This is a genomic window from Pseudomonas sp. AK106, assembly GCF_053903055.1.
On the sequence record NZ_CP096426.1, the window covers coordinates 4167064 to 4190449 of the forward strand.

The 23386-nt window shown below is 60.2% G+C and carries 23 protein-coding genes; 13 read left to right on the top strand and 10 right to left on the bottom strand.

Annotated elements, in window-relative coordinates:
• Positions 1 to 94: 94 nt before the first annotated feature.
• The 5 genes from M1E04_RS18345 to M1E04_RS18365 all read left to right on the top strand — a co-directional run bounded on the left by M1E04_RS18345 (position 95) and on the right by M1E04_RS18365 (position 5853).
• Positions 95 to 322 (top strand): hypothetical protein, encoded by a 228-nt coding sequence (locus tag M1E04_RS18345; RefSeq protein WP_065986897.1) that lies wholly within the window; start codon positions 95 to 97, stop codon positions 320 to 322.
• Between the two features lie 434 nt (positions 323 to 756).
• Positions 757 to 2529: an N-acetylglutaminylglutamine amidotransferase gene (locus M1E04_RS18350; RefSeq protein WP_456291831.1), complete on the top strand. Its 1773-nt coding sequence runs from the start codon at positions 757 to 759 to the stop codon at positions 2527 to 2529.
• A gap of 3 nt (positions 2530 to 2532) precedes the next feature.
• Positions 2533 to 4281, top strand: a complete 1749-nt coding sequence (gene ngg, locus M1E04_RS18355; protein WP_456291832.1) for an N-acetylglutaminylglutamine synthetase — start codon at positions 2533 to 2535, stop codon at positions 4279 to 4281.
• Positions 4282 to 4373: 92 nt separating this feature from the next.
• Positions 4374 to 5558 carry an osmoprotectant NAGGN system M42 family peptidase gene (locus tag M1E04_RS18360; RefSeq protein WP_065986892.1) on the top strand — a complete coding sequence of 395 codons (1185 nt, stop codon included), beginning with the start codon at positions 4374 to 4376 and terminating at the stop codon, positions 5556 to 5558.
• Positions 5559 to 5622: 64 nt separating this feature from the next.
• On the top strand, positions 5623 to 5853 hold the full coding sequence (locus tag M1E04_RS18365; RefSeq protein WP_192135470.1) for a YheU family protein: 231 nt from the start codon (positions 5623 to 5625) through the stop codon (positions 5851 to 5853).
• A 1-nt stretch (position 5854) separates the two neighbouring features.
• Here the strand turns inward: M1E04_RS18365 and csrA are convergent, their stop codons facing one another.
• From csrA to M1E04_RS18380, 3 genes are all read right to left on the bottom strand, one after another.
• Positions 5855 to 6052 carry a carbon storage regulator CsrA gene (csrA, locus tag M1E04_RS18370; protein ID WP_065986888.1) on the bottom strand — a complete coding sequence of 66 codons (198 nt, stop codon included), beginning with the start codon at positions 6050 to 6052 and terminating at the stop codon, positions 5855 to 5857.
• Positions 6053 to 6253: 201 nt separating this feature from the next.
• Complete coding sequence (locus M1E04_RS18375) at positions 6254 to 6586, bottom strand: YnfA family protein (protein WP_065986886.1); 333 nt, start codon at positions 6584 to 6586, stop codon at positions 6254 to 6256.
• A 72-nt stretch (positions 6587 to 6658) separates the two neighbouring features.
• The gene (locus tag M1E04_RS18380; RefSeq protein WP_369318808.1) at positions 6659 to 7471 is read right to left on the bottom strand and encodes an SDR family oxidoreductase; all 813 of its coding nucleotides are present in this window, start codon (positions 7469 to 7471) and stop codon (positions 6659 to 6661) included.
• 447 nt (positions 7472 to 7918) lie between these two features.
• Between M1E04_RS18380 and M1E04_RS18385 the strand changes: the two genes are divergently transcribed.
• On the top strand, positions 7919 to 8077 hold the full coding sequence (locus M1E04_RS18385) for a DUF3309 family protein (protein WP_092410703.1): 159 nt from the start codon (positions 7919 to 7921) through the stop codon (positions 8075 to 8077).
• Between the two features lie 398 nt (positions 8078 to 8475).
• Here M1E04_RS18385 and M1E04_RS18390 read toward each other — a convergent pair whose 3' ends face one another.
• The 4 genes from M1E04_RS18390 to M1E04_RS18405 form a co-directional block, all read right to left on the bottom strand.
• A complete protein-coding gene (locus tag M1E04_RS18390) occupies positions 8476 to 8763 on the bottom strand; it encodes a hypothetical protein (protein ID WP_065986884.1) in 288 nt (95 codons plus the stop codon).
• A 610-nt stretch (positions 8764 to 9373) separates the two neighbouring features.
• The gene (locus M1E04_RS18395) at positions 9374 to 11032 is read right to left on the bottom strand and encodes a cation acetate symporter (RefSeq protein WP_456291833.1); all 1659 of its coding nucleotides are present in this window, start codon (positions 11030 to 11032) and stop codon (positions 9374 to 9376) included.
• On the bottom strand, positions 11029 to 11340 hold the full coding sequence (locus M1E04_RS18400; RefSeq protein ID WP_065986881.1) for a DUF485 domain-containing protein: 312 nt from the start codon (positions 11338 to 11340) through the stop codon (positions 11029 to 11031). Before M1E04_RS18400 ends, M1E04_RS18395 begins: the two co-directional genes overlap by 4 nt.
• 233 nt (positions 11341 to 11573) lie before the next feature.
• Positions 11574 to 12431, bottom strand: a complete 858-nt coding sequence (locus M1E04_RS18405; RefSeq protein ID WP_065986879.1) for a glycine betaine ABC transporter substrate-binding protein — start codon at positions 12429 to 12431, stop codon at positions 11574 to 11576.
• Positions 12432 to 12792: 361 nt separating this feature from the next.
• On the opposite strand from M1E04_RS18405, the gene M1E04_RS18410 reads away from it, so the two are divergent.
• Positions 12793 to 14394: a glycoside hydrolase family 17 protein gene (locus M1E04_RS18410; RefSeq protein ID WP_456291834.1), complete on the top strand. Its 1602-nt coding sequence runs from the start codon at positions 12793 to 12795 to the stop codon at positions 14392 to 14394.
• A 592-nt stretch (positions 14395 to 14986) separates the two neighbouring features.
• Here M1E04_RS18410 and M1E04_RS18415 read toward each other — a convergent pair.
• A complete protein-coding gene (locus M1E04_RS18415) occupies positions 14987 to 15352 on the bottom strand; it encodes a hypothetical protein (protein WP_065986985.1) in 366 nt (121 codons plus the stop codon).
• 221 nt (positions 15353 to 15573) lie between these two features.
• Between M1E04_RS18415 and M1E04_RS18420 the strand changes: the two genes are divergently transcribed.
• The 3 genes from M1E04_RS18420 to M1E04_RS18430 all read left to right on the top strand — a co-directional run bounded on the left by M1E04_RS18420 (position 15574) and on the right by M1E04_RS18430 (position 18902).
• A complete protein-coding gene (locus M1E04_RS18420) occupies positions 15574 to 16872 on the top strand; it encodes a serine/threonine protein kinase (RefSeq protein WP_456291835.1) in 1299 nt (432 codons plus the stop codon).
• Positions 16865 to 17668, top strand: coding sequence for an MlaA family lipoprotein (locus M1E04_RS18425; protein WP_065986871.1), 804 nt, complete (start codon positions 16865 to 16867; stop codon positions 17666 to 17668). The genes M1E04_RS18420 and M1E04_RS18425 overlap by 8 nt, the downstream gene beginning before the upstream one ends.
• A 379-nt stretch (positions 17669 to 18047) precedes the next feature.
• Positions 18048 to 18902 carry a pirin family protein gene (locus tag M1E04_RS18430; RefSeq protein ID WP_456291836.1) on the top strand — a complete coding sequence of 285 codons (855 nt, stop codon included), beginning with the start codon at positions 18048 to 18050 and terminating at the stop codon, positions 18900 to 18902.
• Between the two features lie 30 nt (positions 18903 to 18932).
• On the opposite strand, the gene M1E04_RS18435 is transcribed toward M1E04_RS18430, so the two are convergent.
• Entirely contained in the window at positions 18933 to 20165 is a 1233-nt protein-coding gene (locus M1E04_RS18435) for a patatin-like phospholipase family protein (protein WP_456291837.1), read from the bottom strand.
• 19 nt (positions 20166 to 20184) lie between these two features.
• Positions 20185 to 21117 carry a lipid A biosynthesis lauroyl acyltransferase gene (locus M1E04_RS18440; RefSeq protein ID WP_065986866.1) on the bottom strand — a complete coding sequence of 311 codons (933 nt, stop codon included), beginning with the start codon at positions 21115 to 21117 and terminating at the stop codon, positions 20185 to 20187.
• A 142-nt stretch (positions 21118 to 21259) separates the two neighbouring features.
• Here M1E04_RS18440 and minC point away from each other — a divergent pair, with 142 nt between their 5' ends.
• The 3 genes from minC (at position 21260) to minE (ending at position 23273) form a co-directional block, all read left to right on the top strand.
• On the top strand, positions 21260 to 22006 hold the full coding sequence (gene minC / locus M1E04_RS18445) for a septum site-determining protein MinC (RefSeq protein WP_074890214.1): 747 nt from the start codon (positions 21260 to 21262) through the stop codon (positions 22004 to 22006).
• 200 nt (positions 22007 to 22206) lie between these two features.
• The gene (gene minD / locus M1E04_RS18450) at positions 22207 to 23019 is read left to right on the top strand and encodes a septum site-determining protein MinD (RefSeq protein ID WP_037013830.1); all 813 of its coding nucleotides are present in this window, start codon (positions 22207 to 22209) and stop codon (positions 23017 to 23019) included.
• The gene (gene minE / locus M1E04_RS18455) at positions 23019 to 23273 is read left to right on the top strand and encodes a cell division topological specificity factor MinE (RefSeq protein ID WP_037013831.1); all 255 of its coding nucleotides are present in this window, start codon (positions 23019 to 23021) and stop codon (positions 23271 to 23273) included. Before minD ends, minE begins: the two co-directional genes overlap by 1 nt.
• Positions 23274 to 23386: the final 113 nt, after the last annotated feature.

The window sequence follows — 23386 nt, forward strand, 5'->3', positions numbered from 1 at the left end:
TCGTCGCTGCCGATAAACAAAGAATCGGACAGTGAACCCGATAGCCCAACCCCGTCAGGCCAGGACGCCTGCTTCAATAGCGTCTGGAGCCTCAATGCCTACATTAAGCTTGAAAGATATGCAGCTGGATCTCGAAGATTCGGCGGCTTACTTTGACTCTCTGTCGCAATTTCTCGAAGGTCATGCCATCTACCTGAAGGCTCAGAGAGTTGTGTGTCGACAAGAGGACCTCATGCTCCTCGAAAGTCATGCCGGTAACCTTGCCAACTCGGTGAAGTACATCAAAAGCGCTGCTTTACGGATCGCCAACCGCTCGCGTTGACTCGGGCGAGGTATGCGCTCCCAAGACATGACGTGGGGATGCTTCTTGGACCTATGAGCGAATCGACACCCCACGAAAAACGTCGTCAGTGATTGAAAACCCGGGCGCACCTCCCTCGCCTGCAATGTTTTTATTGAACGATCCACGCCTGCCGGTACTCGATAAAGCTAGGCCGCTGACGGCAGCGCGCCCTGATGATGTGTCTGCGCCATATGGAAGTGGGCTCAGGTCAGGGCTGTATATCCACGCCGGGACAGGGCCCAAACGTTACTGGCTGAGTGCATTGCGCAAGCTTGGGATTTGACAGCGCAGGATGTACGAAACGCGCCATACGTACGCAACCACGTGCCTGATGCCCGGTGTGAACCCGGCCTTCATCGCCGCGCAATCCCAGTAACGCCAAACACGCCGAAAACATAAAGGGTTTAGGACAGATGTGCGGATTAGCTGGCGAACTACGCTTTGACAATCAACCTGCGGATCTCGCCGCAGTAGAACGTATCACCCATCATCTCGCGGCTCGCGGCCCGGATGCGTGGGGATTTCACAGCCAGGGGCCGGTTGCCCTCGGCCATCGTCGCTTGAAGATCATGGACCTGTCGGACGGATCGGCGCAGCCGATGATCGACAGTCACCTGGGCCTGTCCCTGGCCTTCAACGGCGCCATCTACAACTTCCCGGAACTGCGTGCCGAACTCGAAGGCCTCGGCTATCAGTTCCATTCCGGCGGCGACACCGAAGTGCTGCTCAAGGGCTATCACGCCTGGGGCGCCGACATGCTGCCCAAGCTCAACGGCATGTTCGCGCTCGCCATCTGGGAGCGCGACAACAGAAGCCTGTTCATTGCCCGCGACCGTCTTGGTGTGAAGCCGCTGTATCTGTCGCGCACCGACAAGCGCCTGCGTTTTGCTTCTGCCCTGCCGGCGCTGCTGAAAGGCGGCGACATCAGCCCGATGCTCGACCCGATCGCACTCAACCATTACCTGAACTTCCACGCCGTAGTGCCTGCACCGCGCACCCTGCTGGCGGGGGTTGAAAAACTGCCGCCGGCGTCGTGGATGCGCGTCAGTGCCGAAGGCAAGGTTGAGCAGAAAGTCTGGTGGACGCTGCCCTATGGCCCGCACGCCGACGAAGCGAATCTGACCCTTGAAGACTGGCGCGACCGTGTGCTCGACAGCACGCGCGAAGCCGTTGCCATCCGTCAACGCGCTGCGGTGGACGTCGGCGTGCTGCTGTCCGGTGGCGTTGACTCGAGCATGCTGGTCGGTTTGCTCCGCGAAGTGGGCGTTAAGGATCTGTCGACCTTCTCCATCGGCTTCCAGGATGCCGGCGGCGAACGCGGCGATGAGTTTCAGTATTCGGACCTCATCGCCAAACACTACGGCACCAACCATCATCAGTTGCGCATCAAGGAAAGCGAGATCATCGAGCAACTGCCCGCCGCGTTCCGTGCGATGAGCGAGCCGATGGTCAGCCACGACTGCATCGCGTTTTATCTGCTGTCCCGCGAAGTCGCCAAGCATTGCAAGGTGGTTCAGAGCGGTCAGGGCGCGGACGAGTTGTTCGCCGGTTACCACTGGTACCCGCAAGTGGACGGCGCCAGCGACCCCTATGGGGCCTATCGCGATGCGTTCTTCGACCGCAGCTACGCCGAATACGCCGAAACCGTTACGCCGAAGTGGCTGACAGCGAATGACGCAGCCGGTGATTTCGTGCGCGAGCACTTCGCGATGCCGGGCGCTGATGCCGCAGTGGACAAAGCCCTGCGACTGGACAGCACTGTCATGCTGGTGGATGACCCGGTCAAGCGCGTCGACAACATGACCATGGCCTGGGGCCTCGAAGCGCGCACCCCGTTTCTGGACTATCGACTGGTCGAGCTGTCTGCCCGCGTTCCCGGCCGCTTCAAATTGCCGGACGGCGGCAAGCAAGTGCTCAAAGAAGCCGCGCGCCTGGTGATCCCGTCAGAAGTCATTGATCGCAAAAAAGGTTATTTCCCGGTACCGGGCCTCAAGCACCTGGAAGGCAACACGCTCAACTGGGTGCGCGATCTGCTGCTCGATCCAAGCCAGAACCGCGGGCTGTTCAACCCGGTCATGCTCGACAAACTGCTGACAGATCCGCAGGGTCAATTGACGCCACTGCGCGGCTCCAAGCTGTGGCAGCTTGCAGCGCTGAACCTCTGGCTCAGCGAACAAGGACTCTGACCGATGAAAGCCAACGCTTCGATTCACAACCAGCGCTTGTTGCGCGGCCAGGCGCCGTCGTACGAACGCTTGCAGGCTCGCCTTGCCGAAGACGGCAGCACGCCTGAGACAGAACCGCTGGCTCTGCATTGCGGCTGGGGACGGCTGCTGATTGGCCATACCTACCCTGACCCGGCCTCTCTCGCGCAGGATTTGATCAACGAAAAGCAGGGCGAGCGCGACATCGCTTTATACGTCGCTGCCCCGCAACAGGTGCTGGCGCAATCGCCGCAACAGCTGTTTCTCGATCCGTCGGACACCCTGCGCCTGTGGTTCAGCGATTACCGCCCGGCCCAGCGCGTGTTTCGTGGCTTCAGGATTCGCCGGGCACAAAGCGAGGGAGACTGGACGTCGATCAACAACCTGTACATCGCCCGTGGCATGTTGCCCATCGACCCCAACCTGCTGACACCGCGTCATCACGGCGGCCCGGTTTACTGGATCGCGGAAGACGAGGCCACCAATGCCGTGATCGGCAGCGTGATGGGCTTGAATCACCAAAAGGCTTTCAACGATCCCGAAAATGGCAGCAGCCTGTGGTGTCTGGCGGTTGATCCGCAATGCACACGGCCCGGTGTCGGCGAAGTGCTCGTGCGTCATCTGGTCGAGCACTTCCAGAGCCGGGGTCTGGCGTACCTGGATCTGTCGGTGCTGCATGATAATCAGCAGGCAAAGAGCCTTTACGCCAAGCTGGGGTTCCGCAACCTGCCGACCTTCGCCATCAAGCGTAAAAACGGCATCAACGAGAAGCTGTTTCTCGGCCCCGGCCCCCAGGCGGACTTCAACCCCTATGCCCGGATCATCGTAGAAGAAGCCCATCGCCGCGGCATCGAGGTGCAGGTGGATGACGCGGAAGCCGGGCTGTTCACGCTGATTCATGGCAGTCGCCGCGTGCGTTGCCGGGAGTCACTGAGCGACCTGACCACCGCGGTCAGCATGACGCTGTGTCAGGACAAACGCATGACCCAGAAAACGCTGAAGGCCGCAGGTCTGGCAGTGCCGGTGCAGCAGCTGGCCGGCAATGGCGACGATAACCTGGCGTTTCTTGAAGAACATCAGCGCGTCGTGGTCAAACCGGTCGACGGTGAGCAGGGTCAGGGCGTGGCCGTGGACCTGCGCACCATCGAAGACGTCCAGGCAGCAGTCGAGCGTGCTCGCCAGTTCGACAGTCGTGTGCTGCTCGAGAGCTTCCATGAAGGCCTGGACCTGCGCATCGTCGTGATCGGATTCGACGTGGTCGCCGCCGCGATCCGTCGGCCCGCCGAGATCATCGGCGATGGCCGTCACACCGTCGGCCAATTGATCGAGGCCCAGAGCCGGCGACGGTCTGCCGCTACCGACGGCGAGAGCAAGATCCCGGTGGACGATGAAACCCACCGCACCGTTGAAGACGCGGGGTTTAGCTTCGACAGTGTATTACCGGCCGATCAGCGCCTGGCCGTGCGACGTACCGCGAACCTGCACACCGGCGGCTGTCTGGAAGACGTCACCGCGATTCTTCACCCGGTACTGAAGGACGCCGCAGTACGCGCCGCGCGCGCCCTCGATATCCCGGTGGTCGGCCTGGACCTGATGGTCCCCGCCGCCGATCAGCCGGAGTACGTATTCATCGAAGCGAACGAGCGCTGCGGTCTGGCCAATCACGAGCCACAACCGACGGCCGAGCGCTTCGTCGATCTATTGTTTCCCCACAGCCAGCCTGCCCATGGCTAAGGCGCCATTCCTGTAGCAGTGAGCTTGCCGGCGGATCGAATCCGCCAGCGAGCCCGCTATCAGGTCATTCAGCGCCCCACACTGAGGTTCCTATGACGACTGCAAACATCCATGAACCGGATCTGAATTACCTGCAGAAAGTCCTGCTGGAAATGCTCGCGATCCCGAGCCCCACCGGTTTCACCGACACCATCGTGCGCTACGTCGCTGAGCGCCTGGAAGAACTGGGCATCCCGTTCGAGCTGACCCGCCGCGGCACCATCCGCGCCACGTTGAAAGGTAAACAGAACAGTCCCGACCGCGCCGTTTCCGCGCACCTGGACACCATCGGTGCCAGCGTTCGCGAAGTCAAAGACAACGGCCGGCTGGGTCTGGCCCCGGTCGGTTGCTGGTCCAGCCGCTTTGCCGAAGGCAGCCGCGTCAGCGTGTTCACCGACAATGGCGTGATTCGCGGCAGCGTGCTGCCGTTGATGGCGTCCGGGCACGCGTTCAACACGGCCGTCGACACGATGCCCATCAGTTGGGACCACGTCGAAGTGCGCCTGGACGCCTACAGCGCGACCCGCGCGGATTGTGAATCGGTGGGCATCAACATCGGCGACTTCGTGGCATTTGACCCGTTGCCCGAGTTCACCGACAGCGGGCATATCAGCGCGCGCCATCTGGACGACAAGGCCGGCGTCGCCGCCCTGCTCGCGGCGCTCAAAGCCATCGTCGACAGCGGCGTCGAGCCCCTGATCGATTGCCACCCGCTGTTCACCATTACCGAAGAAACCGGCAGCGGCGCTGCGGGGAGCCTGCCGTGGGACGTCAGCGAGTTCGTCGGTATCGACATCGCCCCCGTTGCCCCCGGCCAGCACTCCAGCGAACACGCGGTCAGCGTGGCGATGCAGGATTCCGGCGGCCCCTACGACTATCACCTGTCACGCCATTTGCTGCGCCTGGGCGAGCAAAACGAACTGTCCGTACGACGCGACCTGTTCCGCTATTACTACAGCGACGCGCACTCGGCGATCACTGCCGGTTACGACACGCGCACCGCCCTGCTGGCGTTCGGCTGCGACGCGACCCATGGTTACGAACGCACCCACATCGACAGCTTGAGCACGCTGAGCCGTCTGCTCACCGCCTACATCATGAGCCCGCCAGTGTTTGCCAGCGACGCGCATCCGTCCAACGCATCGCTGGAGAATTTCAGCCATCAGCTGGAGCACGACGCGCAGATGGAAAGCGACACTCGTGTGCCGTCGGTGGATACATTGGTGGGGCAGCGGTAGCCTGCCCGCACGGGGCGCGATAGCATCGCCGCCCCGTGTACTTTTTGTGATGGCCGAGAAACCTATGCTGATCCCTTACGACCAACTCGAAGCCGACACCCTGACGCGCCTGATCGAGGATTTCGTGACCCGCGACGGTACTGACAACGGCGACGACACCCCCCTCGAAACCCGCGTATTGCGGGTGCGCCATGCGCTGAGCAAAGGTCAGGCAGTGATTTTTTTCGACATGGACAGCCAGCAATGTCAGCTGATGCTCAAGTATGACGTGCCAAAGGAATATTTCGAGGAATAGGTCACCTGCCCGGCAACCGGTTGGCGAGGTGCTGCAGCCGCGAGGCGATCCGTCGGATAACTTCTGCCCGATGAATCCTGATGCTCTGCGGCGCATCGATTCCCAGGCGCACCTGATTGCCGGTGATGCCCAGCACCTTCACGGTGATGTCATCGCCAATGTTGAAGGTCTCTCCGATTTCCCGCGTCAATACCAGCATACGTCCTACTCCTTGGCTGTAACCGAGGAAGCAGGTTGACGCTCAGGTCCCCGCGCTTCAATGCGCCAGAGCAAAATCAGTAACGCCCTTCATACCTTCAGGAACATGGCCGACAGACGCGTCCTACGCACTTGGACATTTCCGGCCCAAGCGTCGGAGAAAGGTACGGCAGACGTCAGGTTGTGCCTCAGGCACAACGCATCAGGCGGCTGACCAGCGCGGGCCGAGCAGGATGATGGTCGCGCCGATCACGCACAGGCCAACGCCGATCCAGTCGGACGTCAACGGTCGGACACGTTCGATAACGCCCAGCCAGGCAATGGAAGCAATGATGTAGATGCCACCGTAGGCTGCGTAGGCGCGCCCGGCATACGTGGCTTCGACCCGGGTCAACAGCACGGCGAACAGCGTCAGGCTGACCAGCGCCGGAATCACCCACAGCGCGCTCTTGCCCTGGCGCAGCCACATCCAGAAGGCATAACACCCGGCGATCTCGAACAGCGCGGCGAGGAAAAACCACAGGTAATTGAGCACAATGAGCCTCGTCTTGGGCAGCCGGAAAGTGCCGGCCACCCTATCAGAAAAGACCCGTTCAGAATGTCTGGCTCAGCTTCCGGACTTCGCCTTGGCGCGCATCTTCTCCGCCATAGTGGCCATCTCGTCGTACAGCAACTGAGGATTTTTCTGCTTGAGCTGCCAGGCCATTCGCCCTTGCTCATGGGGCAGGATCATGAACTCGCCACTGGCCACCTGCTGGTAGATGTAATCGGCGATGTCCGTCGCGCTGATGGGCGAACTCTCCAGCAACTTGCCGACCTGGGCTTTCATCGCCGGCGTGGGGCCGCGAAAGGAATCCAGCAAGTTGGTCTGGAAGAACGACGGACACACCACATGCACGCTGATTTCCTGCTGGCGCAGTTCGATCAGCAGGCTCTCCGACAGCGCAACCACCCCCGCTTTGGCGACGTTGTAATTGCTCATCGCCGGCCCCTGCATCAACGCCGCCATGGAGGCGATGTTGATGATCTTGCCCTTGCTCTGTTCCAGCAGCGGCAAAAACGCTTTGCAGCCCTTGACCACCCCCATCAGGTTAATCGCGATCTGCCACTCCCAATCCTCCAGCGACAATTCGCCAAAGAATCCGCCTGAAGCGACGCCGGCGTTGTTGACGATCACATCGATGCCGCCGAGTTTCTGTTCGCAGGCCTGGGCGAACGCGGTGAGCTGGCTGTAGTCCCGCACGTCACAGCGCTGAACGAAACCGTCCCCCCCTCCTTCGCGCACCAGGCGCAGGGTTTCCTGAAGGCCGCTGTCACTGACATCCGACAGCGCCAGCTGCCACCCTTCGCGCGCCCAGCGCAGCGCGATCTCGCGTCCCAGCCCGGACCCTGCGCCGGTGATCATGATGCGATTGTGCATAGCAGACGCCCTGTCGGTTACGAAGAAGTAGCCAGAGTGTAAACAGGAGGATTGTCCGACAAACCCTTCATCAGGTCGCTGAATATGAGAGGCAAACCGATTCTTTGAATGGATGGCCACTCTTTTGGATGTATTCGGTCTGCGGGTTGATTAAAGCGCAGCGTGTTATATCAAACTTGGCGACCAGTTAGTTGCAGGTTCGTTCCACACTAAGCCAGGCACTTTTTGCGCATTTTTAATCAAAATCTGATGCGATAAATTGTCTTGCTAAAATTTCAAACCCATGATTTATATAGATTTTTCCGCAGGTGTTAATTTTTATTTCCGCCGCTCAGAACCTTTTGATTAAAGCGACAGTCGGATTCATCAAGCAGCACAATGACTCGCCTGAGAGGCAACGTCTTGAGTTGCATAGCCATCTTCCAAGAACACTAGAAGGAACTCGTCATGGGCATCGGCACAATTCTGATCATCATCCTCATCCTGCTGTTGATCGGTGGACTTCCGGTATTCCCGCACTCCAGAAGCTGGGGCTACGGTCCGTCGGGCATCATCGGTACGATCCTGGTGATCCTGCTGATATTGGTGTTGCTGGGCAGGATTTAACTGCCAGGCTGACATTAAAAAAGAACCGCGCTCAGGCGCGGTTTTTTTTGTGTTTTTTTTAGGGGCCGATCTGCCTAGGGGCAGATTGTTCGTTCGGCCTGCACCCAAGTCGCGATTGGCAATGTCTGAGCTTTTTGCGCATGAAGATCAAAAGCAACGACAACGGCAACGGCTTCCCGGCTGAAGCCGGTCCCACAGGGTGTACGCGGTGTGCTTTTTAGTGGGACCGGCTTTAGCCGGGAATGGGTCGGTTTGAACACTAACAATTCAGAAACTTGCGTTCGCCCGTCAGCGGCAGCCACTGGGCGTGGGGGAAATCAGCGGGAGGGAGGATTTACAGCAATTGAACAGGACGTTCTGAGGAAGCTAGGGCGTAACGCCCTAGCAGATAGCGGGCATCACTTTTTCTTTTTTGCAGGCTTGTCGGCCTTTTCTGCCTTGTCTGATTTCTTGGCCTTTTCTGGCTTGCTGTCAGCTTTCTTTGCCGCCTTCTTTGGCTCAGCGGCTTTCTTTGGTTCAGCCGCTTTCTTGGTGTCTTTCTTGGTGTCTTTCTTTTCAGAAGACTTAGAAAGAGTCGAGGCCGCCGCTGATTTCTTTTCCGGAGAGGACTTTTTGTCCTTCAAATCCTTGCTGGCTTTCGAAGCTTCACCTTTGGTTTTCTTGTCGTCTTTAGCCACGTTAACCACCTCTCGAAGAGTGCCGGTATTAGCACAAGGCCTGTGGGAATCTCCACACGCTGATCATTAGGCGAACCGGCGTAAAAGCGGTTCAATCTTTTTTAAGCACTGATCGCAAAAATGACATCTGCCTCAGATTTACCCGCGCCTGAACTGGCCCCTTCCCGGCTAAAGCCGGTCCCACTAAAGCAGCGCGGGCATTCAGTAAAACGTTTGGTGATCAAACCGGCCTCTTCCCGGCTAAAGCCGGTCCTACACCGGACGCGCTTGTGATCTTGCTCTTCCTACACAAAAAGCCCAGTCACCACCAAACGCGACTTGGGTGCAGGCTGAACGCAGGTCTCGCGGAGTGGGCCGAGCGGCATGGATGCCGCGAGAGCGCCGTCAGGACATGGATGTCCGTTCGGCGCGGGCCCACGGAGCGAGACCGGAGTGAGGGTACTCCGACGAAGGAGGAGCCCAACCAGGAGCACAAGCCCTTGGTTACTTGGGGCTTTATCAAGTAACTCGCCGAAGGCGAAACAGTATGCCCCCAGGCAGACGCTCTTGATCTCAAACGCTTATAAAACAAAAACGCCCCGAATTAATCGGGGCGCTTTCACAACAGCACTACCTCACATCAATGCGACACCGCACCACTGGCCCCCAGGCCCGTCTGCGAACGCACAAACTGCGGGAAGAACAACGCGCGCTCACCTTCTGCCGCCTTCGACTTATCCGTAATCGAGAAAAACCAGATCCCGACAAACGCAATCGCAATCGAAAACAACGCAGGATACTCGTACGGGAAAATCGCCTTCTCGTGATGCAGAATCTGCACCCAGATGGTCGGACCGAGCACCATCAACACCACCGCACTGACCAGCCCCATCCAGCCGCCGATCATCGCGCCACGCGTGGTCAGGTTCTTCCAGTACATCGAAAGCAACAACACCGGGAAGTTACAGCTCGCCGCAATCGAGAACGCCAGGCCCACCATGAACGCAATGTTCTGACTCTCGAACGCGATACCCAGCAGAATCGCCACGACCGCCAACGCCACCGTGGTGTACTTCGACACACGGATCTCATCTTTCTCGTTACCCTTGCCCGCCTTGATCACACTGGCATACAAGTCGTGAGACACCGCCGACGCACCGGCCAGCGTCAGACCCGCCACGACCGCCAGAATGGTCGCGAACGCCACCGCCGAAATAAAGCCCAGGAACAGACTGCCACCGACCGCATCGGCCAAGTGAACCGCTGCCATGTTATTGCCGCCGAGCAGCGCGCCCGCCGCGTCCTTGAACGCCGGATTGGTGCTGACCAGCAGGATCGCGCCAAAACCGATGATGAAGGTCAGGATGTAGAAGTAGCCGATGAAACCGGTCGCGTAGAGCACCGACTTACGGGCTTCCTTCGCGTCACTCACGGTGAAGAAGCGCATCAGAATGTGGGGCAGGCCCGCGGTGCCGAACATCAGCGCCAGACCCAGGGAGAACGCCGAAATCGGATCTTTCACCAGACCGCCCGGGCTCATGATCGCCTCACCTTTCGGGTGAACCTTCACAGCTTCCGAGAACAGCACGTTGAAGTCGAAGTTGACGTGCTTCATCACCATCAATGCCATGAACGACGCACCGGAGAGCAGCATCACCGCCTTGATGATCTGTACCCATGTGGTCGCCAGCATGCCGCCGAACAGCACGTACAGGCACATGAGGATACCGACGAGCACCACCGCCACCGCATAGTCCAGACCGAACAACAGCTGGATCAGCTTGCCGGCGCCGACCATCTGCGCGATCAGGTAGAACGCCACGACCACCAGCGAACCGCAGGCGGACAAGGTGCGGATTTCCTTCTGCTTGAGGCGATAGGACGCCACGTCAGCGAAGGTGTACTTGCCCAGGTTACGCAGGCGTTCGGCGATCAGGAACAGGATGATCGGCCAGCCCACCAAGAAGCCGATGGAGTAGATCAGACCGTCGTAGCCGGAGGTGTACACCAGCGCGGAAATCCCCAGAAAGGACGCCGCCGACATGTAGTCACCGGCAATGGCCAGACCGTTCTGGAAACCGGTGATCTTGCCGCCTGCCGAGTAATAGTCCGACGCTGTCTTGTTCTTTTTCGACGCCCAGTACGTGATGTACAAGGTGAATCCGACGAAGACCACAAACATGATGATCGCCGACACGTTCAACGGTTGCTTCTGCACCGCACCGGTCAGCGCTTCGGCTGCCCAGAGTGTCGGTGCGAAAGCCGCAAGGCCGAAGGCCGCAAGCAGGCGCCGGATCATTGCTGTGCCTCCTTCAGGATCGCGTTGTTCAGGTCATCGAACTCACCGTTTGCGCGGCGAACGTAGATGGCGGTCAGAATAAACGCGGACAGAATCAGCCCGACGCCGATCGGCATACCCCAGGTAATGGTTGATGTGGCGCTGAGTTTAGCGCCGAGTATCTGAGGCCCATACGCAATCAGAAGGATGAATGCGGCATAGAGCCCAAGCATGATTGCCGAGAGAATCCAGGCGAATCGTTCCCTTTTCGAGACCAGCTCCTTGAAGCGCGGGCTGTTCTGAATCGAGAGGTAAATGCTGTCGTTCATTGTTTTTGTCCTCGCAGCACAGATGGATGTCACGGTTTGCACTTTAGTCCGCTCTGCGTTGCACTCCAGACGACCTTAGTATTAGAACGACATTAGTTGAGATACGCCGAATTGCACCGCGTCTGCCGACCGCTTTGAAAGAAGTCATGACAGGCGAGCTGAATGGCCAATAAAAAACCGCCTGGCGATGGCTCACCAGGCGGTTCGGTGCAACGTTAAACTTTTGTGACCGGTTACTTGCCGGTCCACTCCTTGACGCGATCCGGGTGTTTCGCGACCCAGTCCTTGGCCGCCGCTTCAGGCTTGGCGCCGTCCTGGATGGCGAGCATGACTTCGCCAATTTCATCCTTGTTGGCCCACTGGAACTTCTTCAGGAAGTCCGCCACGTCGGGGGCCTTCTTCGCCAGGTCCAGGCTGCCGATGTTGTCGACGGTTTCAGCCGCACCGTATACACCTTTCGGGTCTTCGAGGAACTTCAGCTTCCACTTCGCGAACATCCAGTGCGGCACCCATCCGGTCACCGCAATGGACTCCTTCTTGTTCTCCGCGCGGGTCAGCTCGGCGATCATGCCGGCGCCCGAACTGGCCTGCAGCTTGTAACCGTCGAGGCCGTAATCCTTGATCGCCTGGTCGGTCTTGATCATGACGCCTGAACCGGCGTCGATGCCGACGATTTTCTTCTTGAAGGAGTCGTCGGTCTTGAGGTCTGCCACCGAGTTGGCTTTCACGTACTCAGGCACGATCAGGCCGATTTTCGCGTCCTTGAAGTTGGGGCCGTAGTCGGTGACCTTGTCCTTGTTCTTGGTCCAGTACTCGCCGTGGGTGACGGGCAGCCAGGCGGACAGGATCATGTCCAGTTTGCCGGTCGCGACGCCCTGCCACATGATCCCGGCGGCAACGGCCTGCAGCTTCACCGGATAACCCAGTTTCTGCTTGATCACCTCGGCGGCGACGTTGGTGGTGGCAACACTGTCGGACCAGCCATCGACGTAACCGATGCTCAGCTCGGGTTTGGCGTCGGCATGGGCCAGCGTGGAACTGATGGCCAGTGCCAGCGCGGCACCGACACCCAGGATTTTTCGCATCGTCATTTTCACTTCCCCGGTAGTCCAGAACCCGACAGCGGTCGGGCGTCGTTAACGTTCTTATAACGTCGCACTCGCGCCCTGGTTCGGGGCAAGCCACGCGTTTCACGCTTCCACCACGTGCCCGCGCAGACGCAATCACTGCGTGGACAGTGGATCATCAACCCCCACAGACCTTGTGCCTTTCCTGCCAGCGACACCCAGCCACCCGGTAAACGACATCACAGGGCCATCAACGACAGACAGGTCGTAAAGACGCTATGAAACCGTCCGAAAATTGCATGGTGTGCAAAAGCGCTGAGAGGATGAGGTGTGTAACCGCGTCATCTTGCTACTATGCCGACCTTCGCCCCACTTCGGCCCCGTCATGTCCGCAACCTCCCGCTCCCCTGTCGCCCTCCTTTATCTGCTCTCCTGTTTGATTGCCCTGCTTGGCCTGTGCGGCTATTGGTACTGGCTGGGCAAGCCGGTGATTCTGCCGGACGCCGCCACGCCGACCCACAAACTGCAGTGCGCGTCCTACACGCCGTTTGACAAGGATCAATCGCCCTTCGACCAGCCGTTCACCCTGCGCCCCGCGCGCATGGACGCAGACCTCGCGTTGCTGGCGACCCGTTTCGACTGCATTCGCACCTATTCCATGACCGGCATGGAAGCGCTTCCCGACATTGCTCGCAAGTACGGCCTCAAGCTGATGCTCGGCGCCTGGGTCAACGGCAATCCGGTCGACACGGCCAAGGAAATCAAGGCACTGGTGACGGCAGCCAATACGCATCCGGATGTCGTGACGGCAGTGATCGTCGGCAACGAAAGCCTGTTGCGCAAGGAAGTCACTGGCGCTCAACTGGCCACGTTGATTCGTCAGGTCAAGGCTCAGGTCAAGCAGCCGGTTACCTACGCAGACGTCTGGGAGTATTGGCGGCAGTACCCTGAAGTCGCGCCTGCCGTGGATTTCCTGACGATCCACCTGCTGCCGTACTGGGAAGACGACCCCACCGGCATCGACGAAGCCCTGGCCCACGTCGCGCAGATCCGCGAAACGTTCGGCAAGCAATTCGCGCCCAAGGACATTCTCATCGGCGAGACCGGCTGGCCCAGCGAAGGCCGCCAGCGTGAAACGGCGTTGCCCAGCCGGGTCAACGAGGCGCGATTCATTCGCAGTTTCGTCACGATGGCCGAGCAGCACGGTTGGCACTACAACCTGATCGAGGCCTTCGACCAGCCCTGGAAGCGCCAGTCCGAAGGCGCCGTGGGCGGTTACTGGGGGCTGTTCGACGCGGATCGCCAGGACAAAGGCGTGCTGGCCGGGCCGGTCTCGAACCTGCCCTTGTGGCCATTCTGGCTGACGGTCAGTGGTGCGATCGCCCTGATGGCCCTGGCGTGGGCCGGCCGTGTCAGTCAACCACGCAGCGCGCTGATGCTTCCGTTGCTGGCGGCGTTCGCCGGTTGCTGCATCGGCACGTGGGGCGAACTGGCCCGGGTGACCAGCCGCTTCGCCGGCGAATACCTGTGGGCGGCGGCGCTGGTAGCGCTCAATCTGCTGGTCCTTGCCCACGCAGCGCTGGCGTTGTCAGCCCGCGCGGGCTGGCGCGAGCGGGTGTTCGACTGGCTGGACGCTCGGGCCGCGTGGTGGTTGTACGCCAGCGGCTTCGCAGCGGCGGTGATGATGCTGGCGATGGTCTTTGATCCGCGCTACCGCAGCTTCGCGACGGCGACGCTGTGGCTCCCCGCCTTGGTCTACCTGATTCGCCCGGTGGCGGCACCGCGCCGGGAGATCGGCCTGCTGATGTTCATCGTCGGCGCGGGCATCGTGCCGCAGCTGTTTCGCGAAGGCTTGAGCAATCCTCAAGCGTGGGCGTGGGCGGCGGTGAGCCTGCTGATGGCGCTGGCACTGTGGCGCAGCGTGCGCGTCGATGTTCGGTTAACCGCGCCGAGCGGTACGCGGACCCGCAGCGAAGAGGCTGTGTAACCGAGTGTGCGGCGCCACGGATACATTGTGTTACCGCCGAGGGACTGAAAAGCCCGAAGGCGGGTAACACGGAAACAAAAAACCGTTACACCGCAGGGGTGGCGATTGATCAGATTTCACAACCCCTTGATTTAAAAGGGATTACAAAAGTTGGCACGCACCCTGCTATATCTCCTGCATAACAAGAACAAAATGTGAAAACCCAATAAAAATAAGATGAATCGGCTCTGACATAACAAGAACAACGGCACAGAGACGCAGCCAACAGATTTTTTTGGAGTAGAAACGCTTTACCGAGGCCCCGGCCTCGCAGCCCGACCGAGAACAATAAAACTACCCTCAGGTAGCGGCCAGAACGGGTTGGATCACCTCTCGCAGAAGAGGAATCAAAGCAGGTCAGCGCTCAAAAAAATACGTTTGCTCTTGTATCCCGTATGGGGATCACCGAAGACGCTGTAAAGGGACCGGTTGCCAATAACAACAACAGACCGCCCTACAACAATAAGAAAGAGCACGTGCAACGATTTAAAGGGGAGCCTCGGCTCCCCTTTATGCTGTCTGGGCTTTGGCGTTCAGCGCTCGGTTTTTTAAGTCACGCCTGCCGAGCCCGCACCAGCCGCAACCCGGCAATCACCACCGCGAACACCGCCAGACTGGCCGTGTACAGCACCAGCGCCAGTATCCCCAGCAACAAGCCAACGACCGCGAGCGCCCGGCCAACCTGACGGGGCACAAAGAACGCGACCAGCGATGCAATCAGCGCGCCCCACCCGAACACACCGAAGTGAATCCACAGGCCCAGGTTCGAGCGCAACTGGCACTGCCATTTCGACGCCTCGTCAGCGCAAATTCCTACCCATTGCACGTCTTCCATCAGGCCGTAGCGCAAGCCATAACTGACGGCCAGCCACAGCAACAGGATAAAAAACAGCACCACCAACGGCAGACGACGGGACACGACACACTCCAGAAAATAACCAACGGCGCGCAGCATAGCCGCAGCCGCCCGGGCAAAACCATACGGGCGATAAAAAGCACGAGCAGACAGGCCAGAAGTGCCATAACCTGTATCGTCGCGGAGGGTCATGCGAGAGTCGCTTGCCGTCACGGCACTTTGGCACTACACCCGTGTCATAGCCTGCGTATTTCAACAGCACATCATTCCCAAGGGATTCAGTCATGCTTCGTTTTCTGCGCCTCGCCGCCTTATCAGGCGGCCTGTTTTTGAGTGCGTCCGTGATGGCGGTCGATATCGATCCGTCCAGCTATGGCTTCCCCTTGACCAATCCGTTCGAAGCGACCATCGCCACGACCCCACCGGATTTGCGTGCCAAGGTGCCTGAAGACGCCGACATCGATCAGGACGATTACAGCCTCACAATGCGCCCGGAGCGTGAGTTCACACTGCCGGACAACTTCTGGGCCGTGAAGAAACTGCGTTATCGCCTCGCCAAACAAGACCACCCTGCGCCGCTGATCTTCCTGATCGCCGGCACCGGCGCGCCTTATAACAGCACCCTGAACGAATACCTGAAGAAGCTTTATTACGGCGCGGGTTACAACGTCGTACAGCTTTCGTCGCCGACCAGTTATGACTTCATGAGCGCCGCTTCGCGTTTCGCCACCCCTGGCGTGACCAAGGAGGACGCCGAAGACTTGTACCGCGTCATGCAGGCCGTTCGCGCCCAGCAGTCCAAACTGCAGGTCACCGAGTATTACCTGACCGGTTACAGCCTCGGCGCGCTGGATGCGGCCTTCGTCAGCAAACTCGACGAAACCCGCCGCAGCTTCAACTTCAAGAAAGTGCTGCTGATCAACCCGCCGGTGAACCTCTACACGTCGATCACCAACCTCGACAAAATGGTTCAGACCGACGTTAAAGGCATCACCAACAGCACCACCTTCTATGAACTGGTGCTGCAGAAGCTGACCCGCTACTTCCGCGAAAAAGGCTACATCGACCTGAACGATGCCCTGCTGTACGACTTCCAGCAGTCCAAGCAGCATTTGTCCAATGAACAGATGGCCATGCTGATCGGTACCTCGTTCCGTTTCTCGGCCGCTGACATCGCGTTCACCTCCGACCTGATCAACCGTCGCGGCCTGATTACCCCGCCCAAGACCCCGATCAGCGAAGGCACCAGCCTGACGCCGTTCTTCAAGCGCGCGCTGCAATGCGATTTCGATTGCTACGTCACCGAGCAGGTCATCCCGATGTGGCGTGCCCGCACCGACGGCGGCAGCCTGCTGCAACTGGTTGATCAGGTCAGCCTGTACGCGCTGAAGGATTACCTGGCCAGCAGCAAGAAGATTGCGGTGATGCACAACGCCGACGACGTGATCCTCGGCCCGGGCGACCTCGGTTTCCTGCGCAAGACATTTGGCGATCGCTTGACCGTTTACCCTTACGGCGGTCACTGCGGCAACATGAACTATCGCGTCAACAGCGACGCCATGCTGGAGTTTTTCCGTGGCTAAACGTCTATTGCTTATCGCCGCCCTCCTCTGCGCTGGCGCCGTCCACGCGGCCGACGCGCCGATCGTTTCCCAGGCAGCCCCGGTCCAGCGGATCGACAACCCGGATGGGTTCACCGAGCCGTTGAAGTCGCTGAAATTCAACCCGGGTCTGGACGCTCAGGAGTTCGAGCGCTCGTCGCTCAACGCACTGAATGTCTACGATCCGCTCGAATCCTGGAACCGCCGGGTTTACCACTTCAACTATCGCTTCGATGAGTGGGTGTTCCTGCCGGTGGTCAACGGCTACAAATACGTCACGCCGAGCTTCGTGCGCACCGGCGTCAGCAACTTCTTCAGCAACCTGGGCGATGTGCCGAACCTGCTGAACAGCCTGCTGCAGTTCAAGGGCAAGCGCTCGATGGAGACCACCGGCCGCCTGATCGTCAACACCACCCTGGGCATCGCCGGGCTGTGGGACCCGGCGACCATGATGGGCCTGAAGAAACAGAGCGAAGACTTCGGTCAGACCCTGGGTTTCTATGGCGTTCCGGCCGGTCCGTACCTGGTGCTGCCGATCCTCGGCCCATCGAACCTGCGTGACACTGGCGGTCTGGTCTTCGACTTCACCGCTGAATCGCAGATCAACTTCCTCAACGTCGCCCAGGTCAGCGAAGACCACCCTGAGCTGTACCTGCTGCGCGCCATCGACCGTCGTTACACCACCAGCTTCCGCTACGGTCAGATGGACTCGCCGTTCGAGTACGAGAAAGTGCGTTACGTGTACACCGAAGCCCGCAAGCTGCAGGTTTCCGAGTAACGCGGCCTGAACGCTGCCGGCACTGCTGGCAGCAAAACCTGTAGACCGGTTTCAGCCGGGAAGAGGCCCGTCGGCACGCCATCACATTCGGGGTGTTAATGCCGGCGTCTTCCCGGCTAAAGCCAGTCCTACCAGTGCACGGTCCGGCCGCTGGAGATCTAGCGGCTGCTCACACCTCTTCGCGAGCAAGCTCGCTCCCACATGGACAGTGTTTGCTGCTCGACCTTACGGCGCCCGGATGAAGGGGCTCCCCAACAGTATCCGGAACAAGCCCCAGACCCATCGCCAAACCCGATCATTCCCCCGCAAAAACCTCACCCATCCATCGCCCCAACAGGCCTACCATAGGCGCCATTCCCCTTCTGCCGGAGTGAGCCCCATGCCTCAATTTCGTAACGTGCTGTCGATCCAGGCCGGCCAACCGACGTCGGACGGCGCTGGCGTCAAGCTGACCCGAGTGTTCGGCGGGCCAGGCGTTGAATCCTTCGACCCGTTCCTGATGCTCGACGAGTTCGGCTCCGAGACCCCTGATGAATACATTGCCGGCTTTCCGCCGCATCCCCATCGCGGGTTTGAAACCGTGACCTACATGCTCGAAGGCCGCATGCGCCATGAAGATCACATGGGCAACGTCGGCCTGCTGCAAGGCGGCGGCGTGCAATGGATGACCGCGGCGCGCGGGGTCATTCACAGCGAAATGCCCGAGCAGGAAAAAGGCGCCATGCGCGGCTTCCAGCTGTGGCTCAACCTGCCCGCCAAAGCGAAGATGGGCGACGCCGGCTACGACGACATTCAGCCTGAGCGCATTCCGCGCATCACCACGCAGAACGGCGTCGACGTTGTGGTCATCGCAGGTCAATTCGACGACGGTCAGATGTCCCAGGCAGGCGCCGTGCAGCGTCCGGACACCGAGCCGCAGTATTTCGACTTCCACATGCCCGCCGGCAGCCACATCAACCCGCGCGTCGCCGAGGGCCATCGCGTGCTGCTGTACGTGTACGAAGGTGAAGTCGAGATTGCAGGACAGCCGCAGAAACTGGGCACGAGCCGTCTCGCGCGGTTGTCGGAAAGGGGTGAAATTCAGCTGAATACCCAGGCGGGCGCCCGCCTGCTGCTGATCGCTGGCAAGCCGCTGAATGAACCGATCGTGCAATACGGCCCGTTCGTGATGAACAGCCGTGAAGAAATCGAACAGGCCCTGCGGGATTTTCGGGATGACAAACTGACGGCGTGATCGCCGTCCCTCCGGCATTCAGCAACGCACTCAGTCCAGCCGCAGGAACCGCCGCAACTCTTGCTTCTGGGCCATCGCATCGCGGCGGCCCAGCTCGATGAGCTCGCTGCAATAACCCGACTCGAACAGCAGATAACTCAGCACCCCCGCCCCGCTGGTCTTGGTCGCGCCCGGGCCGCGCAGAAACGTGCGCAGCGCCGGGGGCAGTTCGCGGCGATGGCGGGCGGCGATTTCGTCGATGGGCTGGCTGGGCGAAATCACCAGCACCTCCACGGGCGCCAGGGACTGAATGGGCGTGGATTCCGACGACTGCGGCCTGGGCTCGTCGGGCCCGGGCAGCATACGGCTGACCAGATTCAGCCGCTCCAGCAATTCAATGTCACTCTCCAGGCTGTCGATGAACGTACTGTTGAGCATGTGCCCGCCGAGCTGCGCGAGGCTCGGCTGCGTGCCACGGACCGCGCGCGGCACAGGCGGGTTCGCGCCCGGACCTCGGGGGTTGCCGCTGACGCCCACTACCAGCACACGGTTGGCGCCCAGGTGCAGCGCCGGACTGATCGGCGCCGACTGCCGCACCGCGCCGTCACCAAAATATTCCTGCCCCAGTTTCACCGGCGCGAACAGCAAGGGAATCGCTGAACTGGCCAGCAGATGGTCGATGGTCAAGCGCGTCGGCAGGCCGATGCGGCGGTGCCGCAGCCAGGATTCGATCGTGCCCTTGCCCTGATAAAACGTGACCGCCTGCCCCGACTCGTAACCAAACGCGGTGATTGCCACCGCGCGCAGATGCTTCGCTTCAATGGCTTCCTGAATGCCGTCGAGGTTGAGCCGCGCGGTCAGCAGATCCTTCAGCGGCGAACTGTTGAGCAGCGCCACCGGCACCTGTTGGCGACCGATCCCCAACAGGCTGCGACCGAAGAACCGCGCGGCCTGCCGAACGACCCCGGGCCAGTCACTGCGCAACACTTGGTGGCTGCGAAAGCCCTGCCAGAAGTCGGTCAGCTCGTGGACCGCGGTACGAAACTGCGCCGCGCCGCTGGCCAGCTTCACCGCGTTGATCGCCCCGGCGGAGGTGCCGACAATGACCGGAAAGGGGTTTTTGGCGCCGACCGGCAGCAGGTCGGCAATGCCGGCGAGCACGCCCACCTGATACGCCGCGCGGGCGCCACCGCCGGACAGGATCAGCCCGGTGATGGGCTCGACGCCGGGAGATATCGCTGAGTCGTCGCGCACCGCTTGTTGTTCTATGGCGCTTGTCGTCATGGGGATTGAGTTCTCGGTTTCAGCCACGCTTCTTGTACAGCTTCGGCTCACCCGGCGGCCGACTCTTGAAGCGCCGGTGCGCCCACAGGTACTGCTCGGGGCATTCGGTGACCGCGCGCTCGACCCAATGATTGATGCGAATGCAGTCCGCCTCGTCGCTCTCCCCCGGAAAATCGCTCAGCGGCGGATGGATCACCAGCTTGTAACCACTGCCGTCGGCCAGACGCTCCTGAGTGAACGGCACGACCAGCGCGTGGCCGAGCTTGGCGAATTTGCTGGTGGCCGGCACGGTGGCCGCCTGAATACCGAACAGCGGCACGAAGATGCTCTGCTTGGCGCCGTAGTCCTGATCTGGCGCATACCAGATCGCGCGGCCCTTGCGCAGTTGCTTGATCATGCCGCGCACGTCTTCGCGCTCGACAGCGATGGAATCCTGGTTATGCCGCTCGCGGCCGCGTCGCTGCACATAATCGAACAGCGCATTCTTGTGCTCGCGGTACATGCCGTCGATGGTGTGCTGCTGGCCGAGCAAAGCCGCGCCGATTTCCAGCGTTGTGAAGTGCAGCGCCATGAGGATGACGCCATGGCCGTCCAGCTGCGCCTGCTTTAAATGATGAAGGCCTTCGATGTGGGCCAGCCGCGCAAGACGGGGCTTGCTCCACCACCAGCTCATGGCCATCTCGAAAAAGGCGATGCCGGTAGAGGCGAAGTTCTCCTTGAGCAGGCGTTTGCGCTCGGCCTTTGAATACTGGGGAAAACACAGCTCAAGATTGCGCGCGGCAATCACCCGTCGATCGGTCGCCTGGTAATACATGACCCAGCCCAGCGCACGGCCAATCACCAGCAATACGCGAAACGGCAACTGCACGATCAGCCAGAGCACGCCCAGCCCCAGCCACAGCAGCCAGAAGCGGGGATGAAGAAAGTGAGCTCGAAAACGCGGGCGATCCATTACAGCTTCCGTCAAGACAAAGGCGGGCATTCTACATCGGTTCGCGCAGATCGTGCCCCCGTCGGTTGCGCCTCCCTTGCGGCTGGCGGGCGTTATCGTTATAAGTCTCGGCACTTTTAGCGACAAGCCGCTGTATGCCGACATGAGCCAAATCGAATTGCAAGACAAGGACCCCGTGTTCCAGCTGAAGGGCAGCATGCTGGCCATCACTGTGCTGGAACTGGCCCGCAACAACCTCGAAGCGCTGGATCGTCAACTGGCGGCAAAAGTCGCCCAGGCGCCGAACTTCTTCAGCAATACACCGCTGGTGCTGGCCCTCGACAAGTTGCCGCCGGATGAAGGCGCGATCGATCTGCCGGCAATGATGCGCATCTGCCGCCAGCACGGCCTGCGCACTCTGGCCATTCGTGCCAATCGCATCGAAGACATCGCCGCCGCCATTTCCATCGACCTGCCGGTATTGCCGCCTTCGGGCGCGCGGGAGCGACCGCTCGATCCGACGGAAGGCGAAGTCAAAAAGAAGCCGGAAATCATCGAAAAGCCGCCCGAGCCGCTGATCAAGCCGACCAAGATCATCACGGCGCCTGTACGCGGTGGTCAGCAGATCTACGCCCAGGGCTCTGACCTGGTGGTGATTTCCTCGGTCAGCCCCGGCGCCGAACTGCTCGCCGACGGCAACATTCACGTGTACGGCCCGATGCGCGGCCGCGCGCTGGCGGGGATCAAAGGCGATACCAAGGCTCGGATTTTCTGCCAGCAAATGGTCGCCGAACTGATCTCCATCGCCGGTCAGTACAAGGTGTCCGAAGACCTGCGCCGGGATCCGCTGTGGGGCGCCGGTGTGCAGATCAGTCTGTCCGGCGACGTGTTGAACATCACCCGTCTTTAACGGATACTGCGCCATTTTTAAGCCACTCTGATTCGTCGCGAAAACGACGCGAAGGCACCGGAATGTTCGGGTTATTTTTTTGTTTTCCCGAGCAGGGATTCCGTTACGGATTCCGATCACCGCCCTCGCCCGCTTTAGTTGCGCCGTCACGAGGGGCTCTTCAGGGACTCAACGTCCTTTTCCTCTAGGGGTGATACACCTTGGCCAAGATTCTCGTGGTTACATCCGGCAAGGGTGGTGTGGGCAAGACCACCACCAGCGCCGCCATCGGTACCGGTCTCGCACTGCGCGGCCACAAAACAGTTATCGTCGACTTCGACGTCGGCCTGCGTAACCTCGACCTGATCATGGGTTGCGAACGTCGCGTCGTTTACGACTTCGTCAACGTAGTCAACGGCGAAGCCAACCTGCAGCAAGCGCTGATCAAGGACAAGAAGATCGAAGGTCTTTACGTCCTCGCTGCCAGCCAGACCCGTGACAAAGACGCGCTGACCAAGGAAGGCGTGGAAAAAGTCCTGATGGAACTCAAGGAAACCTTCGAGTACGTCGTCTGCGACTCCCCCGCCGGTATCGAAACGGGCGCTCACCTGGCGATGTATTTCGCCGACGAGGCCATCGTTGTGACCAACCCGGAAGTGTCTTCGGTTCGTGACTCGGACCGCATGCTGGGCCTGCTGGCCAGCAAGTCCCGTCGCGCCGAGCGTGGCGAAGACCCGATCAAGGAGCACTTGCTCCTGACCCGTTACAACCCCGAGCGCGTGAGCAAGGGCGAGATGCTGGGCGTGGAAGACGTCAAGGAGATCCTCGCGGTGACCCTGCTGGGCGTGATTCCGGAGTCCCAGGCCGTACTCAAGGCGTCCAACCAGGGCGTGCCGGTCATCCTTGATGATCAGAGCGACGCTGGCCAGGCGTACAGCGATGCCGTTGACCGTCTGTTGGGCAAGGACCGTGAGCACCGCTTCCTGGACGTACAGAAAAAAGGATTTTTCGAACGCCTGTTCGGGGGTAACTGATGAGCATTTTTGACTTCTTTCGTGCCAACAAAAAGCCCAGCACCGCGTCGGTAGCGAAAGAGCGTCTACAGATCATCGTGGCGCATGAACGCGGCCAACGCAGCACCCCGGATTACCTGCCTGCCTTGCAGAAGGAGCTGGTCGAGGTGATCCGCAAGTACGTCAACATCGGCAACGATGACGTGCATGTCGCCCTTGAAAACGACGGCAGCTGCTCGATTCTGGAACTGAATATCACCCTGCCTGATCGTTGATCGAGAAGGCAGTCGCCACGGCGGCCCGGTTGCCTGAATCCCTTGGCGGAATCAGGCAAGCGCGCCGCCGTTGGCGTTCCTGAAGACCTGTTTTCTGCGCCGCGATGGCTGTT

Coding starts and splice junctions, on each gene's coding strand:
- M1E04_RS18345 (WP_065986897.1), top strand. CDS start 95: ATGCCTACATTAAGCTTGAAAGATATGCAGCTGGATCTCGAAGATTCG.
- M1E04_RS18350 (WP_456291831.1), top strand. CDS start 757: ATGTGCGGATTAGCTGGCGAACTACGCTTTGACAATCAACCTGCGGAT.
- ngg (WP_456291832.1), top strand. CDS start 2,533: ATGAAAGCCAACGCTTCGATTCACAACCAGCGCTTGTTGCGCGGCCAG.
- M1E04_RS18360 (WP_065986892.1), top strand. CDS start 4,374: ATGACGACTGCAAACATCCATGAACCGGATCTGAATTACCTGCAGAAA.
- M1E04_RS18365 (WP_192135470.1), top strand. CDS start 5,623: ATGCTGATCCCTTACGACCAACTCGAAGCCGACACCCTGACGCGCCTG.
- csrA (WP_065986888.1), bottom strand. CDS start 6,052: ATGCTGGTATTGACGCGGGAAATCGGAGAGACCTTCAACATTGGCGAT.
- M1E04_RS18380 (WP_369318808.1), bottom strand. CDS start 7,471: ATGCACAATCGCATCATGATCACCGGCGCAGGGTCCGGGCTGGGACGC.
- M1E04_RS18385 (WP_092410703.1), top strand. CDS start 7,919: ATGGGCATCGGCACAATTCTGATCATCATCCTCATCCTGCTGTTGATC.
- M1E04_RS18395 (WP_456291833.1), bottom strand. CDS start 11,032: ATGATCCGGCGCCTGCTTGCGGCCTTCGGCCTTGCGGCTTTCGCACCG.
- M1E04_RS18400 (WP_065986881.1), bottom strand. CDS start 11,340: ATGAACGACAGCATTTACCTCTCGATTCAGAACAGCCCGCGCTTCAAG.
- M1E04_RS18405 (WP_065986879.1), bottom strand. CDS start 12,431: ATGACGATGCGAAAAATCCTGGGTGTCGGTGCCGCGCTGGCACTGGCC.
- M1E04_RS18410 (WP_456291834.1), top strand. CDS start 12,793: ATGTCCGCAACCTCCCGCTCCCCTGTCGCCCTCCTTTATCTGCTCTCC.
- M1E04_RS18420 (WP_456291835.1), top strand. CDS start 15,574: ATGCTTCGTTTTCTGCGCCTCGCCGCCTTATCAGGCGGCCTGTTTTTG.
- M1E04_RS18430 (WP_456291836.1), top strand. CDS start 18,048: ATGCCTCAATTTCGTAACGTGCTGTCGATCCAGGCCGGCCAACCGACG.
- M1E04_RS18435 (WP_456291837.1), bottom strand. CDS start 20,165: ATGACGACAAGCGCCATAGAACAACAAGCGGTGCGCGACGACTCAGCG.
- M1E04_RS18440 (WP_065986866.1), bottom strand. CDS start 21,117: ATGGATCGCCCGCGTTTTCGAGCTCACTTTCTTCATCCCCGCTTCTGG.
- minC (WP_074890214.1), top strand. CDS start 21,260: ATGAGCCAAATCGAATTGCAAGACAAGGACCCCGTGTTCCAGCTGAAG.
- minE (WP_037013831.1), top strand. CDS start 23,019: ATGAGCATTTTTGACTTCTTTCGTGCCAACAAAAAGCCCAGCACCGCG.